The 15,827-nt window shown below is 62.6% G+C and carries 14 protein-coding genes; 8 read left to right on the top strand and 6 right to left on the bottom strand.

Features of this window, described 5'->3' with window-relative positions; translation table 11 throughout:
• The first annotated feature begins 83 nt into the window (after positions 1 to 83).
• The gene (locus FQV27_RS06315) at positions 84 to 419 is read left to right on the top strand and encodes an NINE protein (RefSeq protein WP_147097023.1); all 336 of its coding nucleotides are present in this window, start codon (positions 84 to 86) and stop codon (positions 417 to 419) included.
• A gap of 58 nt (positions 420 to 477) precedes the next feature.
• On the opposite strand, the gene pheS is transcribed toward FQV27_RS06315, so the two are convergent.
• From pheS to FQV27_RS06295, 4 genes are all read right to left on the bottom strand, one after another.
• Complete coding sequence (pheS, locus tag FQV27_RS06310; RefSeq protein WP_147097022.1) at positions 478 to 1,560, bottom strand: phenylalanine--tRNA ligase subunit alpha; 1,083 nt, start codon at positions 1,558 to 1,560, stop codon at positions 478 to 480.
• Between the two features lie 120 nt (positions 1,561 to 1,680).
• On the bottom strand, positions 1,681 to 3,087 hold the full coding sequence (locus tag FQV27_RS06305) for an alanine/glycine:cation symporter family protein (protein ID WP_147097021.1): 1,407 nt from the start codon (positions 3,085 to 3,087) through the stop codon (positions 1,681 to 1,683).
• Between the two features lie 187 nt (positions 3,088 to 3,274).
• Entirely contained in the window at positions 3,275 to 4,372 is a 1,098-nt protein-coding gene (locus tag FQV27_RS06300) for a pyridoxal phosphate-dependent aminotransferase (RefSeq protein WP_147097020.1), read from the bottom strand.
• The gene (locus tag FQV27_RS06295; RefSeq protein ID WP_147097019.1) at positions 4,372 to 5,412 is read right to left on the bottom strand and encodes a zinc-ribbon domain-containing protein; all 1,041 of its coding nucleotides are present in this window, start codon (positions 5,410 to 5,412) and stop codon (positions 4,372 to 4,374) included. The genes FQV27_RS06300 and FQV27_RS06295 overlap by 1 nt, the downstream gene beginning before the upstream one ends.
• 124 nt (positions 5,413 to 5,536) lie before the next feature.
• Here FQV27_RS06295 and FQV27_RS06290 point away from each other — a divergent pair, with 124 nt between their 5' ends.
• The 4 genes from FQV27_RS06290 (at position 5,537) to FQV27_RS06275 (ending at position 8,353) form a co-directional block, all read left to right on the top strand.
• Positions 5,537 to 6,214, top strand: coding sequence for a cell division ATP-binding protein FtsE (locus FQV27_RS06290; RefSeq protein WP_147097018.1), 678 nt, complete (start codon positions 5,537 to 5,539; stop codon positions 6,212 to 6,214).
• Positions 6,211 to 7,137 carry a cell division protein FtsX gene (locus FQV27_RS06285; RefSeq protein ID WP_147097017.1) on the top strand — a complete coding sequence of 309 codons (927 nt, stop codon included), beginning with the start codon at positions 6,211 to 6,213 and terminating at the stop codon, positions 7,135 to 7,137. Before FQV27_RS06290 ends, FQV27_RS06285 begins: the two co-directional genes overlap by 4 nt.
• Positions 7,134 to 7,946 (top strand): lysophospholipid acyltransferase family protein, encoded by an 813-nt coding sequence (locus FQV27_RS06280; RefSeq protein WP_147097016.1) that lies wholly within the window; start codon positions 7,134 to 7,136, stop codon positions 7,944 to 7,946. The genes FQV27_RS06285 and FQV27_RS06280 overlap by 4 nt, the downstream gene beginning before the upstream one ends.
• A gap of 116 nt (positions 7,947 to 8,062) precedes the next feature.
• Positions 8,063 to 8,353 (top strand): hypothetical protein, encoded by a 291-nt coding sequence (locus FQV27_RS06275; RefSeq protein ID WP_147097015.1) that lies wholly within the window; start codon positions 8,063 to 8,065, stop codon positions 8,351 to 8,353.
• Between the two features lie 69 nt (positions 8,354 to 8,422).
• Here the strand turns inward: FQV27_RS06275 and metH are convergent, their stop codons facing one another.
• Complete coding sequence (gene metH, locus FQV27_RS06270) at positions 8,423 to 12,157, bottom strand: methionine synthase (protein ID WP_147097014.1); 3,735 nt, start codon at positions 12,155 to 12,157, stop codon at positions 8,423 to 8,425.
• A gap of 108 nt (positions 12,158 to 12,265) precedes the next feature.
• The gene (locus tag FQV27_RS06265) at positions 12,266 to 12,655 is read right to left on the bottom strand and encodes a hypothetical protein (protein ID WP_147097013.1); all 390 of its coding nucleotides are present in this window, start codon (positions 12,653 to 12,655) and stop codon (positions 12,266 to 12,268) included.
• A 159-nt stretch (positions 12,656 to 12,814) separates the two neighbouring features.
• On the opposite strand from FQV27_RS06265, the gene metG reads away from it, so the two are divergent.
• The 3 genes from metG (at position 12,815) to FQV27_RS06250 (ending at position 15,772) form a co-directional block, all read left to right on the top strand.
• Positions 12,815 to 14,521, top strand: a complete 1,707-nt coding sequence (gene metG / locus FQV27_RS06260; RefSeq protein WP_147097012.1) for a methionine--tRNA ligase — start codon at positions 12,815 to 12,817, stop codon at positions 14,519 to 14,521.
• Positions 14,488 to 14,934, top strand: a complete 447-nt coding sequence (locus tag FQV27_RS06255) for an NUDIX domain-containing protein (protein WP_147097011.1) — start codon at positions 14,488 to 14,490, stop codon at positions 14,932 to 14,934. Before metG ends, FQV27_RS06255 begins: the two co-directional genes overlap by 34 nt.
• A 76-nt stretch (positions 14,935 to 15,010) precedes the next feature.
• A complete protein-coding gene (locus FQV27_RS06250) occupies positions 15,011 to 15,772 on the top strand; it encodes a sulfite exporter TauE/SafE family protein (RefSeq protein WP_147097010.1) in 762 nt (253 codons plus the stop codon).
• Positions 15,773 to 15,827: the final 55 nt, after the last annotated feature.

Below are 15,827 nucleotides of genomic sequence, written 5' to 3'. Positions count from 1 at the left end.
CACGGAATTCGCTTCCGCGTTAACGAGTTGGAAACCCTCATGAAGCTAGGCTGCGCAAGTGTTTTTGACCCGGAGCAATAAGAATGAGTTTGACGACGCAACAACAGATGCTGATCGAGCAGCGCGTAACGAATGACGCCAAATCGCCGGTGGTGGCCTATCTTCTGCTGGTTTTTCTGGGCGGGCTTGGCGCGCATCGCTTTTATCTTGGCAAAACGACAAGCGCCATGGTGATGCTGATGATGTTCGTGATTGGCTGGTTGACACTGGTCATTGTCATCGGCCTGCCGATCCTGATTGCGGTTGCGGTCTGGGGTATCGCGGACCTCTTCCTGATCCCCGGCATGATTTCGGAAGACAAGCAATTGATCCGCCAGCGCTATTCGGCAGATCTGATGTCACTGCCGCAGGCAGGCTGACAAGTATCGGGCCTGCCGCAGGCGCTCGCGACCTGCCGGCAGGCCAGAAGCCGAAGGCTTAACGCGACAGGCCGCCCGCGACGCTTGGCACGTCGCCCGCGGCAAATCCGTAGTGCCGAAGCCAGCGCAGGTCGCTTTCGAAAAACGCGCGCAGGTCGGGAATGCCATATTTCAGCATGGCGATGCGGTCGATACCCATGCCGAAGGCGAAGCCCTGCCATTTGGTCGGGTCGATGCCGCCAGCCTGCAGCACTTTCGGGTGCACCATACCGGAACCGAGGATTTCAAGCCAGCTGTCGCCCTGCCCGAGCTTCAGCGTGCCGCCCTCCCATGAGCAGCGAATATCGACCTCGGCCGACGGTTCGGTGAAGGGGAAGTGGCTGGCGCGAAAGCGCAGCTCGACCTCGTCCAGTTCGAAGAAGGCGCGGCAGAATTCTTCCAGCGTCCATTTCAGGTTCGCCATCGAAATATCGCGGCCAATCGCCAGCCCTTCGACCTGATGGAACATCGGCGTGTGGGTCTGGTCCATATCCATCCGGTACACGCGGCCCGGCGCAATGACGCGGATCGGCGCACCGGTTTCCTGCATGGCGCGAATCTGCACGGGAGAGGTATGCGTGCGCAGGACATGAGGCGGACGATCGTCACCTTCGGCCCGGTGCATGAAGAAGGTGTCGTGTTCTTGCCGCGCCGGATGTTCAGGCGGGATGTTGAGTGCATCGAAGTTGAACCAGTCGCTTTCGACCTGCGGACCTTCGGCGACTGCGAACCCCATATCGGCAAAGATCGCGGTCACTTCCTCTGTCACCTGGCTGACCGGGTGGATCGTGCCGGCGGGGCGGGGCCGGCCCGGCAGCGTCACGTCCAGCCACTCGCCGCGCAGACGCTCATCCAGCGCCGCGTCGTCAAGCGCGGTCTTCTTCGCGCGCAAAGCCGCGTCGATCTCGTCCTTCAGCCGGTTCAGAGCGGCGCCGGTGGTCTGACGCTCTTCCGGTGTCATACGGCCCAGCTCTCGCATTTTCAGGCTGATCTCGCCCTTCTTGCCAAGCGCGGCAAGGCGCACCTCTTCCAGCATGCCGGCATCGGCAGCGTCGGCCACGCGGGCCAGATAGGTCGTGCGAAGCGAGTCGAGATCGGTCATCGGCGTCATCCTGAGTTTGCCCGCGCGGCTTAGCATGGGATCGCCAGCGGGAAAAGTGTCCGACGGGACAGCAAAGGCCCGCGCCATGACAGCGCGGGCCGATCATCATTATTGGGAGAATTACTTCCAGATTTCGCGGTTCACGCCGGGCGCGATGTCCGGGTGCTGCTCGATCTTGAAGGTCGGCTCCTTCCCGGCCCTGCGCTGCGCTAAGTAGTCCTTTGTCAGCACTGCAACCGTTCCCGACAACGCGACAATGGCGATCAAGTTGATCGTCGCCATCAGTCCCATCGAGGCATCGGCGAAGTTGAACACAGTCGCAACGGCCTGCACCGCGCCCCAGACGACCATCCCCATCACCGCAATCCGCAGCACCATGATGCCTGTATTCCCGCCGCCCAGATGGACCACCGCGTTCTCTGCGTAGGAATAGTTACCGATGATCGAGGTGAAGGCGAAGAAGAAGATCGCCACCGCCACGAAGGTCTGCCCGAACGTGCCGAAATGGTCATTCAGCGCGGCCTGCGTCAGGTTCACCCCGGTCAACTGGTCAGACGGCATGACATCGGCCAGCAGGATCATCACCGCCGTGGCCGTGCAGACCAGAAGCGTGTCAATGAACACGCCGAGCGCCTGCACGAAACCCTGGCTCGACGGATGGTGGGGCGCAGGGGTTGCGACGGCAGCGATGTTCGGCGCAGAACCCATGCCCGCCTCGTTCGAAAAGAGGCCGCGCTTGATCCCGTTCAACATCGCCGCGGTCATCGACCCCGCGACACCGCCCACGGTTTCCTGCAGACCGAAGGCGCTTTTGACGATGCCGATCAGAATGCCGGGGACATGCCCGATATTCATGATCATCACGATGATCGCCGCCAGCAGGTAAAGGCCGGCCATGAAGGGCACGACATATTCCGCGACCCGCGCGATTTGCGGAATGCCGCCGAAGATGATGACGCCCGTCAGCGCCGCGACCGCGATACCGATCCACAGCTTGTTGATCCCCATACTGGTCGAGACCGCCTCGGCGATGGAGTTTGCTTGCACGGCGTTAAAGACCAGACCGAAGGCGATAATCAGCGCGATCGAGAAGATCGCGGCCAGCCACGGCATGCCCAGCCCTCGGGAAATATAAGCAGCAGGTCCGCCGCGATACATCCCGTCAGGACCGTGCGTCTTGTAAAGCTGCGCCAGAGTGGATTCAGAATAGGCGGTAGCCATACCGACAAGTGCGACCATCCACATCCAGAAGATCGCGCCCGGCCCGCCAAGCGTCAGCGCCACCGCGACACCGGCGATATTGCCGGTGCCGACACGGCTCGCCAATGAGACGGTAAGCGCCTGGAATGGCGATATTCCATCCTTGTCGGTCTGGTCGGACCCCAGAACGCAGCGCCACATTTCGGCGAAGTGCCGAAACTGGATGAACCCGAGCCTGAGGGTGAAATAGATGCCGACCGCAAGAAGCCCGTAAATGAGGATATATCCCCAGAAAATTGTATTCAGAAAGTCGATGATTGCATTCATGACGTCCCCCGTTCTTGACCACGTCACCGCGTGTAACGAAACGATAACAGTGATGTTACCGGTAGCAATAGCGCATCGGCTTTTGCAGCGGGGGCGCGTCGAACGCGCAACAGGGTCGCCACCGCCCTGCCCGCGCCGCAAGCAGATATGTCTGGCGTCAGAGCAGCGCGATCACTCGCGGAGGGTGTCAGCCGTTTGCTTCGGCAAGCGCCACCGGCAGCGCTTCGCTGAAGGCGTTCATCTCTGCCTCGGGACCGCAGGAAATTCGGATGCAGCGGTCCATCGGTGCCACGCCCGGCATACGGGCAAAGATGCCGGCGCGGTCCAGACCGGCCAGCACCTTGCGCGCGAAATCACCGTCGCCGCCGCAATCAATGGCGACAAAATTCGTCGCCGAGGGAAGTGCGGACAGCCCGTTTTCGGCGGCGATCCTGCTGATTCGGTCCCGTGCGCCAGCAACCTGAGCCTGCACGTGGGACAACCATTTCCGGTCCGCCAGCGCAGCGAGCGCGCCAGCCTGTGCGATGCGGTTGACGCCGAAGTGGTTCCGGATGCGCTCAAACCCCGCGATCAGCGTCGGGTGGCCTATCGCATAGCCGATCCGCGCGCCCGCCAGACCGTATCCTTTGGAGAATGTGCGCATGTGGATGACGCGCGGATCGTCCGCCCGTATCTTGCCGAGCGTGCCTGCGGGGGCAAGCTCTGCATAGGCTTCGTCCAGCACCAGAAGCGCGTCGCCGGGAAGCCGCTCTATCATATCCTCGATAACCTCAGCGGGGTGCCAGCTGCCCATCGGATTGTCGGGATTTGCGAGATAGATCAGCCGTGCCCCCGTTTCGGCCGCCGCATTCAGCAAGGCATCCGGGTCTTCCCGATCCTCTCGGTAGGGAACTTTGGTCAGCGCGCCGCCGAAACCCGCGACGTGATAGTTGAAGGTCGGATAGGCCCCGTCCGACGTCACGACCGCATCGCCCGGCGCGATCATCAGGCGCACGAGCAGCCCCAGAAGCCCATCAATACCTTCCCCGATCACGATGCTTTCCGGCGGCACGCCATGATGCGCGGAAAGTGCCTGCCGTAGTTCGTGATTGTCGGGGTCGCCATACTTCCATGCCTCGGACGCTGCTGACGCCATCGCCTCAATCGCCAGGGGCGAGGGGCCGAAGCCGTTTTCGTTGGCACCGAGCCGGGCAATGAACGGCGTGCCTCGGCGACGTTCCAGCGTTTCAGGACCGGTGAACGGCACGGTCGGCGGCAGCGATTGCGGGATCGGGGCGAAGCGCATCAGTTCGCCCCATTTCCGACAAGAGCCGAAGCTGCATTCTGCAATCCGGCGCGCGCCGCATCAATGCCGCCGACAACCGCGACGACCGGGCCCGGCGCATTGCCGCCGCTGACCCAGCCCGACGCGGCCGCATAGACCAGCAGCAGCAGCGCAGAGACAGCCAATGCACGAAGAAACCCGGCGCGATAGCCAGATTGCCGATGGCCCTGGGGCGCGGACATATCGGCTGCTGCGGCAGACGGTTCCACCTGAAGGGTGGCAGCCAGTTCGGCCGCATCCGGCAACCCCTTTGCGACACGACGGCGTGGCACGGGCGGGAATATCACGGGCGCAAGCTCGATAGACGGCGCGACGCCCGACGACACACCTGCCGCGCCGGTCGCCTTCGCATCGTCCGCCTGTGCCACGCTGTCATCGGCAAGGTTCCGCTCTGGCGGTTTGGCAAGCTTGGGCATCGGCCGCGCATCCGACTTTGCCTTGCGCGCGGGCGAGGAACGGCGTGGCAGGACGCGGGGTTGGGAATCATCCGGCTCTGTCACCGTCGTGGCTGGCCATTCCGTAGCATCTTCGCGCGCGGGTCGAGGTTCTGTGACCGGCAATCCCTGCGCTGGCTTTGCAGCAGCCGGCTGCGAGGGTTCGTCCTGCGCCGGGCCGGTAACGGCAAGATCAGTCGGTCCGGCCTCGTCTGCGTCTTGCAACACGAGTGTCTCGGGTGACGGCTCGGGCGAAGGCGCCTCGCCACGCGCGGCACGGCGCGCCGAAAGCTCTCGTGCGGTTTCCTCGCGCAGAATCGACAGCACATCGTCGGGCAAGGGGCGCTGCAGATCGGGCGCCGCGCCAAGATCGCGGGCCCCGGCTTCGGCGGCTGATGGGGCGCGCGGGGCGCGAAGATCCCCGGAAAGTCCGCGCATCGCACGCATATCCGAATGCTGCTGCCAGACATGGCCGCAGGCCGAACATTCGACCTCTCTGCCCTCCGGGGGGATCATCCCTGCGGGCACGTCGTAAAGCGCGTTGCATTGGGGGCAAATGAGCCGCATCGGTTGGTCCTGTAAAAGCTTCGCCGTTTCTGGCAATCCACCGCTGGCTGTTCTATCAACGCATCGCCCGGCTTCCAAGCGTCGTGGCGCAAAACGGAACCAGCACCGACCCCAGGAGGCCGCCTTGATTGAGATGCAGGACCTGTCCTTTGGCTATCGCGGCGGCGGAGCCTTGCTGTCGAACATGACACTCAGCCTGCCTGCGGGGTCGTTTCATTTTCTGACCGGGCCATCCGGCTCGGGCAAGACGACCTTCCTGCGCCTTTGCTATGCCGATCTGCTGCCAAGCGCGGGGCGGCTGACGGCCTTCGGGCATGATGTCTCGGGTCTTTCGCGCGACGGAATCGCCATGCTGCGCCGCAAGATCGGCGTGTTGCATCAGGATGCGCAATTCCTCGATCACCTGCCGGTCGCCGAAAATATCGCGCTGCCGCTTACGGTTGCCGGTCAGCCCGTCGATATGCAGGCGCTGAAGGATCTTCTTGGCTGGGTCAGCATGTCAGGTCACGCCCGCGCGGTCCCCCCGGCATTGTCAGGTGGCGAACGGCAGCGCGCGGCACTTGCGCGCGCAGTCATCATGTCGCCGGATATGGTCATGGCCGATGAGCCGACGGGCAACCTGGACTGGGACATGTCGATGCGCCTGCTGCAATTGCTGGTCGAGCTAAACAGGTCTGGCAAGACGATCATGGTTGCGACACATGATATGGATCTGATCCGCGCGGCGCGTCAGATGGATGTTCAGGCACGGGTTCTGCGGATCTCTGGCCAGCGTGTGCAACTGGCGGGGGCCGACCTATGAAGACTGATCTTCGTCAAGTAGACTGGCGCAGCCTATGGCGTGGGCTGATCGGGCGCGACAGCGGCGGGACAAGTCGCATCGTCCCGCCGACCGGGTTTACCGCGCAGCTTACGCTGCTTACGGCTGGCGCAATGGCGTTTCTGGCGGTGTTCGCGCTGGCACTTTCATTCGCGACCGGCCGGCTGGCTGATCGCTGGTCGCAATCGCTTGCCCAGACACTGACGATTCGCGTCTCTGCCCCATCTGACGAGATCGAGGCCCAGACCGGCACAGTCATGGCGATCCTGAAACAGACCCCCGGCATAGCCGAGGCACGGATGATGCCCGTCGATGAGGTCGAGCAGCTGCTGACCCCGTGGTTCGGTCCAGATGTCCCGGTCGAAGCCCTGCCTATCCCACGCCTGATCGAAGTCACGGAATCGGGCGACGATTTCGATGCCGAAGGCCTCAGCCTGCGGCTCGCGGCCGAGGCCCCCGGTGCCGTGCTGGACGACCATACGCGCTGGCGCCAACCGCTGGTTTCGGCCGCGAACCGGTTGCGGATGCTGGGCATTGTCTCGCTGGCGCTGATCGCGGCTGCCGGCGCGGCGATGATGATGCTCGCCGCGCAATCTTCGCTTGCCGCAAACGGGCAGGTAATCCGCGTTCTGCGCCTGATTGGCGCGCGCGACGTCACCATCGCGCAGGCCTTCGTTCGCCGCTTTACCCGGCGCGCGGCGGCAGGCGCGCTTGGCGGGACTTTGCTGGGGATGCTCGGCATTGCCTTGCTGCCGGGAATGGATCAGGCCGGCGGCTTCCTGACCGGGCTCAGCTTTCAGGGCTGGGGATGGCTGTGGCCGCTGCTTATTCCGATCGTCGCGGCCTGTGTCGGATTTTTCGCGACCAGATGGGCCGCGCTGCGCATGTTGAGAGCCGTTCCATGAGCGGCGCGCTGCTGACCGCCGCAGAGGCCGCGCGCCTGTCGCCGACCCCACGTCAGACCAACTGGTTCAGCTATGTTCGCGCGCTCAGCCATTATATACATGTCGGGCTGGCGACGGTCGTTCTGGGGCTTTGGGGAATCACCCAGATGCGGCACGGGCGCAAGGGCGCCAATCGCGTCGCGTCGGTCTGGATCGGCTATATGCTGCGGGCCGCCCGCTGGCATATGGGCGTGGCAGTCGAACTTCGGGGCAATCCGCCAGAGCGCGGCACCGATGCGCTGATTGCGGCCAAGCACCAAAGCTTTCTGGACATCCTCGCCATCGCTTTCGCCGCAGGGCGCCGCAGTTTCGTCATGAAGCGCGAGGTCATGCGCGTGCCGATCATGGGGTGGTATGCCCGCGAGGTCGGAAGCATCCCGATTGACCGCGCAAGGGGCCGCGACGCGATGGGACAGATTGTCGGAGCAGTGCGCGAACGGATCGCGCAGCCCGACGGGCTTGGTCATCTGATCGTCTATCCCGAAGGCACGCGAACAAGGCCCGGCGAGCACCGCCCCTACAAACACGGCATCGGCACGATTCATCTGGAAACCGGCGTTCCCGTCTGGCCCGTCGCGGTGAACTGCGGAATGTTCTGGCCCAAGCGCGGTCTGCCGATCGCGGCCGGTCGCGCGGTGATCGAATTTCTGCCGCCGATGCAGGCCGAACCCGGCGAAGGGCGCGAGGAATTCATTGCCCGCCTGCGCGAACTGATCGAGGCCCGCAGCGACGCGCTGATGGCAGAGGCGGGATTTTCGCCTGTCAGTTAACCTAAAGTAAATTTCCTTTGGCCGTCTGCCGGACATTCACTAGAATGACAAATTGCGCCGGATGTGCAGCGGTGCATTCGCGCGAATGTAGCCTAAGACGTAAAGGAACGAGTGAAATGGTTATCAGGTCTGTTGCAGGCGCGTTGGCGCTCGCTACGCTTTCGGGTTGCGCCATGACGCCCCAGCAATATGAAACGACGCCGGTTCTGGTGCAGTCAGCGATGGGTCAGGTCACGTGTCAGCTTTACACGCTGGAGCAGGTGACCTGGGACCGCGCGATCAATCGCCCGGCCGCCATGTCTGTTGCAACAGCGGATAATCTGTGCCGCGCCGAAGGTCAGCGCGTGATGCAGGGCGGCACGCCGAACTACGCGCCGACAGTCGCCGCGGCCTCGACAGCACAATGATTTAGCGCGGCGTGCGCGCCCGACTCTCGCACATGCCGAACGCGGTTTCCGGCCTGTGCGCAGAAAGCGCTACTCTGCCGCGACTGCCTGACCGGGCACATAATTCAGGATCGGGGCCAGCCAGCGTTCGGCCTCGGCCAGATCCATGCCCTTGCGTGCGGCGTAATCGGCGACTTGATCGGCCTCGACCTTGGCGACGCCGAAATAATAGGCGTCGGGATGGCCGATATAAATGCCCGACACGGATGAGCCCGGCCACATGGCCATGGATTCCGTCAACTCTACCCCTGTCGCCTCGGTCGCGTTGAGCAGATCGAACAGCGTTACCTTTTCGGTGTGGTCTGGCTGCGCCGGATAACCCGGCGCGGGCCGGATGCCCGCATAGCCTTCCTTGATGAGGTCTTCATTCGTCAGGTTTTCGTCAGCCGCATACCCCCAATGATCGCGGCGCACACGCTCGTGCATCAGTTCCGCCAGCGCCTCGGCGAAGCGGTCGGACAGCGCCTGCACCATGATCGCGGAATAATCGTCGCCCGCTTCCTTGAAACGCGCCGCGAATTCGTGATCTTGCGGACCAGAGGTGACGACAAAACCGCCGACATAATCCGGCTGTCCTTCGGGCGCCACGAAATCGGCGAGCGCAACATTCGGGCGGCCCTCGCGCTTTTCAAGCTGCTGCCGCAGGGTGTGGAACGTGGCCAGTTCTTCGTCCCGGTTATCGTCCTTATACAAACGGATGTCGTCACCGACCCGGTTCGCCGGCCAGAACCCGATCACTGCGCGCGGCGTGAACCATTTCTTCGCGATGATCTCGGACAGCATCTTCTGCGCATCGGCGAACAGCGCCCGCGCTGCTTTGCCCTGCTTTTCATCGTCAAGGATGCGGGGATAGACGCCCTTCATCTCCCATGTCTGGAAGAACGGGGTCCAGTCGATATAGCGGGCAATCTCGGCCAGATCGAAGTCGTCGATGACGCGAGAACCGAGGAATTTCGGCGCAGTCGCCTGCCAATTGTCGAAATCGACCTTTACCGCATTGTCGCGCGCTTCCTGCAGTGGCAGGCGGCGCTTGGTCTTGTCGCCGCGATTGTATTTCTCGGCCACATCCTCGTATTCGGCGCGGATATTCGCGACATAGGCAGGCTTCTGATCCGACAGAAGCTGCGACACCACGCCTACCGCGCGGCTGGCATCGGTGACATAGACCGTCTGGCCCTTGTGATAGCGCGGGTTGATCTTGACCGCCGTGTGCACCCGGCTGGTCGTTGCGCCGCCGATCAGCAGCGGAATGTCAAACCCTTCCCGCTCCATTTCAGCCGCGACATGGACCATTTCGTCCAGCGAGGGCGTGATCAGCCCCGACAGTCCGATCACATCGACCTTCTGGGCCTTCGCGACTTCGAGGATCTTCTGCGAGGGCACCATGACCCCAAGGTCGATGATCTCGTAATTGTTGCAGGCCAGTACGACGCCGACGATGTTCTTGCCGATGTCGTGCACATCGCCCTTCACCGTCGCCATCAGGATCTTGCCGTTGGTATTCGCCTCGCCGCTCGCGGCCTTCTCGGCCTCCATATAGGGCAGCAGCCAGGCCACGGCCTGCTTCATCACGCGGGCCGATTTCACCACCTGCGGCAGGAACATCTTGCCCGCGCCGAACAAGTCGCCAACGACGTTCATGCCCGACATCAGCGGGCCTTCGATGACATGGAGCGGACGTTCGGCCTGCAAGCGGGCCTCTTCTGTGTCGCCTTCAATGAATTCGGTGATGCCGTTCACAAGCGAATGTTCCAGCCGCTTTTCGACCGGCCATTCGCGCCAGGACATGTCCTTCTCGCGGGTCTTGGCCCCGCCTTCGCCGCGATATTTCTCGGCGATGTCCAGCATGCGTTCGGTCGAATCGTCGCGGCGGTTCAGAACCACATCCTCGCAGGCCTCGCGCAGTTCGGGGTCGATCTGGTCATAGACAGCAAGCTGGCCGGCATTGACGATGCCCATATCCATGCCTGCCTGAATGGCGTGATACAGGAACACGGCATGCATCGCCTCGCGCACGGGTTCGTTGCCGCGGAAGCTGAAGGACAGGTTCGACACCCCGCCCGAGATGTGGACAAGCGGCAGGGTCTGGACGATCCGGCGGGTAGCATTGATGAAATCGACGCCGTAATTGTCGTGTTCCTCGATCCCCGTCGCCACGGCGAAGATGTTCGGATCGAAGATGATGTCTTCTGGCGGGAAACCGACTTCTTGCGTCAGCAGTTCATAGGCACGGGTGCAGATTTCGACCTTGCGGTTTTCGGTATCGGCCTGCCCGGTTTCGTCAAAAGCCATGACGACCACGGCAGCACCATAGGCGCGGCACAGCCGGGCGTGATGCAGAAACGCCTCTTCACCCTCCTTCAGCGATATCGAGTTCACGACCGGCTTGCCCTGAATGCATTTCAGCCCGGCCTCGATCACCTCCCATTTCGAGCTGTCGACCATGATCGGCACGCGGGCAATGTCGGGTTCGGACGCGATCAGGTTCAGATAGTCGACCATGGCCTTTTCGCTGTCGATCAGGCCTTCATCCATGTTGATGTCGATGATCTGCGCGCCGTTTTCGACCTGATCGCGCGCCACATCAAGCGCGGCGGCCAGATCGCCATTGGTGATCAGCTTGCGGAAACGCGCGCTGCCGGTGACGTTGGTGCGTTCGCCCACATTCACGAAGGGGATTTCGTTGGTCTTGGTGAACGGCTCCAGTCCCGAAAGACGCAGCGCAGGGGCGATGTCAGGGATAGCGCGTGGCGGAATGTCCGCGACTGCCTCGGCAATGGCGCGGATGTGGTCAGGGGTCGAACCGCAGCAGCCGCCGACGATGTTGACCAGCCCCTCGCGCGCGAATTCAGCCACCTGCGCGGCCATCTGATCGGGGGTTTCGTCGTAAGCCCCCATCTCGTTCGGCAGGCCGGCATTGGGATAGGCGCAGACAAGCGTATCCGCCACGTCCGAAATCTCGGCCAGATGCGGGCGCATCGCCTCGGCCCCGAGCGCGCAGTTCAGACCGACGGTCAGCGGCTGCGCATGGCGGATCGAATGCCAGAACGCGGTCGGCGTCTGGCCCGACAGCGTGCGGCCCGACAGGTCGGTGATGGTGCCCGAGATCATCACCGGCAGGCGCAGGTTCTTTTCGGTGAACACCTGCTCGCAGGCGAATACGGCGGCCTTGGCGTTCAGGGTGTCGAAAATCGTCTCGATCAGGATCAGGTCGGCACCGCCATCCATCAGACCGCGGATCTGTTCGGCATAAGCCGTCGCGAGTTCATCGAATGTCACGGCACGGAAGCCCGGATTGTTCACGTCCGGGCTGATGGATGCCGTGCGGTTCGTCGGCCCAAGCGCGCCCGCCACGAAGCGGGGGCGACCGTCTTCGGCTGTGGCCCGGTCAAGTGCGGCGCGCGCAAGCCGTGCGCCCGACACGTTCAGATCATAGACCTTGTCCTGCAGTCCGTAATCCGCCTGCGCAATCGTGGTCGACGAAAACGTGTTCGTTTCCACGATATCCGCACCCGCCTTCGCATAGCGATAGTGGATTTCTTCGATGGCGTCTGGCCGGGTCAGGTTCAGAAGGTCGTTATTGCCCTTCTGCGGGTGATCCGAATGGATATGGCAGGCACAGCCCGCGCCGTGGCCGGTATAGTCATCCTCGGACAGCCCGAGATCCTGTATCTGCGTGCCCATCGCACCGTCCAGGATCAGGATGCGGTCTGCCGCCTGCTTGCGGATCTGCGCGAAGGCGGGAGAAAGCGGAAGTACGGCCACGGAATACCCCTGTTTCGGATTCAATCGCTGCTTCTAACAGTCACGAGGCCAATCGACAAACGCATGTTTCGCATGAAGAAGTTGCACGATCCTCATATCCTGTGAGGATCAGCGCGGCTTCTCGTTGTCCCCGGTAACTTCCGGGGCGCTCTCTGCCGTCGTTTCTGCACCGCTCGCGGCAGATGCGGCGGATTTGACGGGCGTTTCGGCGGTTTCGGCTGTTTCGGCACCTTCGCCGGCACTTGGCTCTGCTTCCGGTTCATCGGTGATCTGGCGCATGCGTTCAGAGATGACGTCACCGGTCTTTATGTCTATGGCGCTTTCGATCATGAGCCTGCCGCGTGTGGCCGTGACACGGAATGTCCCGTTGTCCTGGACGATCTGGATATTCTCGTATCCCTGCGCGGCGAACTGGGCGCGCACCCGCTCGATCGGGACGTCGGCCTGTGCTGCCGTCGCGAGGGCGCAGAACATCATTCCTGCAAGTCTTGGGCGCATTCGGCCTTCCACCAGATTATGAACGCTCCAGAAGTATATTATACCTCAGATCGCTGCTGTGACGAGATGGACATTCCGGCAAGCCGCCGATCTGTGGCAACCCTTTCCATTGCAGGCGTCAGGCGCTAAATACCTGCCGTTAATCGCGCGGGAAATCTCATGGCACGTCACCTCATTACTTCTGCCCTGCCCTATATCAACGGGATCAAGCATCTGGGCAATCTGGTCGGCAGCCAGCTTCCCGCGGACCTTTACGCCCGCTATCTTCGTGGTCGGGGGCATGAGGTCATGTTCATCTGCGCCACCGACGAGCACGGCACCCCGGCGGAACTCGCCGCGGCCAAGACGGGCGAGCCGGTGGCCGATTACTGCAAGCGCATGCATGCAGAGCAGTCGAAGCTTGCCGAGGGGTTCGGCCTGTCCTTCGATCACTATGGACGCTCTTCCAGCCCGCAGAACCGCAAGCTGACCCAGCATTTTGCAGGAAAGCTGGCCGAGGAAGGCCTGATCCGCGAGGTCAGCGAAAGTCAGGTCTATTCGATCGACGACGGCCGCTTTCTTCCCGACCGCTATATCGAGGGCACCTGCCCGAATTGCGGATATGAGAAAGCGCGCGGCGATCAATGCGAAAACTGCACAAAGCAGCTGGACCCGACCGACCTCATCAACCCGCGCAGCGCCATCAGCGGCAGCACGAATCTGGAAGTTCGCGAAACGAAGCATCTGTTCCTGCGTCAATCCGCAATGCGCGACCAGATCGCCGCATGGATCGACAGCAAGACCGACTGGCCAGTGCTGACGACGTCCATCGCCAAGAAATGGCTGTTTGACGGCGACGGGTTGCAGGATCGCGGAATCACGCGCGATCTGGACTGGGGCGTGCCGGTGCAGAAGGGCGATGAGCCATGGCCGGGGATGGAGGGCAAGGTCTTCTACGTTTGGTTCGATGCGCCCATCGAATATATCGGCGCAACCGCCGAATGGGCCGATGCGAATGGGGGCGACTGGGAACGCTGGTGGCGCACCGACAAGGGTGCGGACGATGTGACCTATACCCAGTTCATGGGCAAGGATAACGTTCCGTTCCACACGCTGGGTTTTCCGACGACGATCATGGGATCTGCCGAACCGTGGAAGCTGGTCGATTACATCAAGTCGTTCAACTATCTGACCTATGACGGTGGCCAGTTCAGCACCTCTCAGGGCCGCGGCGTGTTCATGGATGACGCGCTGTCGCTGCTGCCCGCCGATTACTGGCGCTGGTGGCTGCTGTCGCACACGCCGGAATCCGGCGACAGCGAATTCACATGGGAGAATTTCCAGCAATCGGTGAACAAGGACCTCGCCGATGTGCTGGGGAATTTTGTCAGCCGTATCACCAAGTTCTGCCGGTCGAAATTCGGCGAGGCGGTGCCGGAAGGCGGCGATTGGGCCGCGCCCGAGCGCGAACTCGCAAGCGCACTGACCGCCCGCATCCGCGCCTATGAAAGCTTCATGGACGGCATGGAGATCCGCAAGGCGGCCAGCGAATTGCGCGCGATCTGGGTGCTTGGCAACGAATACCTGCAGGCCGCAGCCCCTTGGGCGACCTTCAAGGAAGACCCGGAAAAGGCCGCCATGCAGGTGCGCTTGGGCCTGAACTTGATCGCGCTTTATGCCAGCCTCTCGGCCCCGTTCATTCCGTTCACTGCCGCGACCCTGCGCGAGGCCATGAACAGCAGCGACGGCTGGCCCGATGATGTGGATGCGGCGCTGATCGCCCTGCCCCCCGGCCATGCCTTTACCGTGCCCGAAAACCTGTTCGCCAAGATCACTGACGAACAGCGCGACGAATGGACCGAGCGCTTCAAGGGCACCCGCGCCTGACCGGCGCACTGGCTGAATGGGCCTGCCCGCTGGTCACGCGGCAGTTGGGCGACAGTCGGCAGGTATTGGCCTTCCGCCACCCGCTCGCCGGTCGGCAATTCGTCAAGGGCAGTATCGAGCCACCTGAGAGCGCGGCAGATGCAGCCATCCGTGAGCTGGCCGAGAAGAGCGGCATCCGCCTTGTCAGCCATGCCGTCAGCCTCGGCGCCTTTTCCGTCGGAGAACAAGTCTGGTATTTCGTCGACTGCCGCGTCCCTGCCCTTCCTGATCGCTGGCAGCACTGGACCCGCGACGGCGGCGGGCTTCAGTTCGAATTCTTCTGGCATCCGCTCGATCAGCAGTTGAACAGCGAGTGGGACGCGATCTTCCACGAGGCATTCGTGTTTATCCGCCAGCTTCTTGAAGCGGACTGAGCGGAGGCCTGCCGGGCGGGCTGGACTCTTGCGGCGATGCGGCATTAGCTCGCCAGAGATTTTCCCGCGTGGTCACATGTCTTTCGATTTGAACCTTCTGCTTTTCTGGGCAATTGCCGCCATCGCGGCTTGGGTTCAGACGCTGACAGGCTTCGCGCTCGGGCTGATTCTGATGGGCGCAACGGGCGCGTTGGGGCTGATGCCGGTGCCGCAGGCGGCCGCGATCACCTCGCTTCTGGTGCTGGTCAATGCGGTGATCGTCTTGTCCAGGGGTTGGCGCGATGTGGACTGGCCTGCGCTGAAAATGGTGCTGCTCGGCGCAATTCCGATGCTGATCGTGGGATTCTATCTGCTGCACTTTCTGGCGGGTTCGGCGCTTGGGCTGCTGCAACTGCTGCTTGGCGTGGTGATCGCTGGATCGGCCGCGCAACTGGCGGCGCGGCCGAAGCTTCGCGAAACACGTTCGCCGCCTATCACGTTTTTTCTGTCAGGTCTGATCGGCGGCACGATGGGCGGGCTTTTTGCGACGACCGGTCCCCCGGTTATCTGGCATCTCTACCGCCAGCCGATGCCGCTTGCCGCCGTTCGTGTCACACTGGTTTCGGTGTTTTTCCTGACCCAGATCCTGCGGACAGGGCTTGTCATCAGCTCTGGCGGGATCACTCAGTCGATGCTGATCAGCGCCGCTGGCGCGGCACCCTCGGTCGTTCTGGGGACGTGGCTCGCGCGGCGTTTTCCGCCCCGGCTCGAAACCGCGACGATCCGTAAAACTGCGCTTCTGCTGCTGTTCCTGTCCGGGATTTCGCTGATTTTTTCGGCAATTGGAAAGCTGGGCTAGGGGACGGGGCTGGCCTTGCGCTGCGCCAGCGCCTATGTTCCGCGCGCACGACTAG

Source organism: Paracoccus aurantiacus (assembly GCF_007993065.1).
Classification (GTDB): Bacteria; Pseudomonadota; Alphaproteobacteria; order Rhodobacterales; family Rhodobacteraceae; genus Paracoccus; species Paracoccus aurantiacus.
The sequence above is the reverse complement of the archived record's forward strand: the minus strand, read 5'-3'. Positions and strand labels throughout refer to the sequence as shown.

Coding starts and splice junctions, on each gene's coding strand:
- FQV27_RS06255 (WP_147097011.1), top strand. CDS start 14,488: ATGGACCGAGCGCTTCAAGGGCACCCGCGCCTGACCGGCGCACTGGCT.
- FQV27_RS06275 (WP_147097015.1), top strand. CDS start 8,063: ATGGTTATCAGGTCTGTTGCAGGCGCGTTGGCGCTCGCTACGCTTTCG.
- FQV27_RS06300 (WP_147097020.1), bottom strand. CDS start 4,372: ATGCGCTTCGCCCCGATCCCGCAATCGCTGCCGCCGACCGTGCCGTTC.
- FQV27_RS06305 (WP_147097021.1), bottom strand. CDS start 3,087: ATGAATGCAATCATCGACTTTCTGAATACAATTTTCTGGGGATATATC.
- FQV27_RS06295 (WP_147097019.1), bottom strand. CDS start 5,412: ATGCGGCTCATTTGCCCCCAATGCAACGCGCTTTACGACGTGCCCGCA.
- FQV27_RS06285 (WP_147097017.1), top strand. CDS start 6,211: ATGAAGACTGATCTTCGTCAAGTAGACTGGCGCAGCCTATGGCGTGGG.
- pheS (WP_147097022.1), bottom strand. CDS start 1,560: ATGACCGATCTCGACTCGCTTCGCACGACCTATCTGGCCCGCGTGGCC.
- metG (WP_147097012.1), top strand. CDS start 12,815: ATGGCACGTCACCTCATTACTTCTGCCCTGCCCTATATCAACGGGATC.
- FQV27_RS06265 (WP_147097013.1), bottom strand. CDS start 12,655: ATGCGCCCAAGACTTGCAGGAATGATGTTCTGCGCCCTCGCGACGGCA.
- FQV27_RS06250 (WP_147097010.1), top strand. CDS start 15,011: ATGTCTTTCGATTTGAACCTTCTGCTTTTCTGGGCAATTGCCGCCATC.
- FQV27_RS06315 (WP_147097023.1), top strand. CDS start 84: ATGAGTTTGACGACGCAACAACAGATGCTGATCGAGCAGCGCGTAACG.
- FQV27_RS06280 (WP_147097016.1), top strand. CDS start 7,134: ATGAGCGGCGCGCTGCTGACCGCCGCAGAGGCCGCGCGCCTGTCGCCG.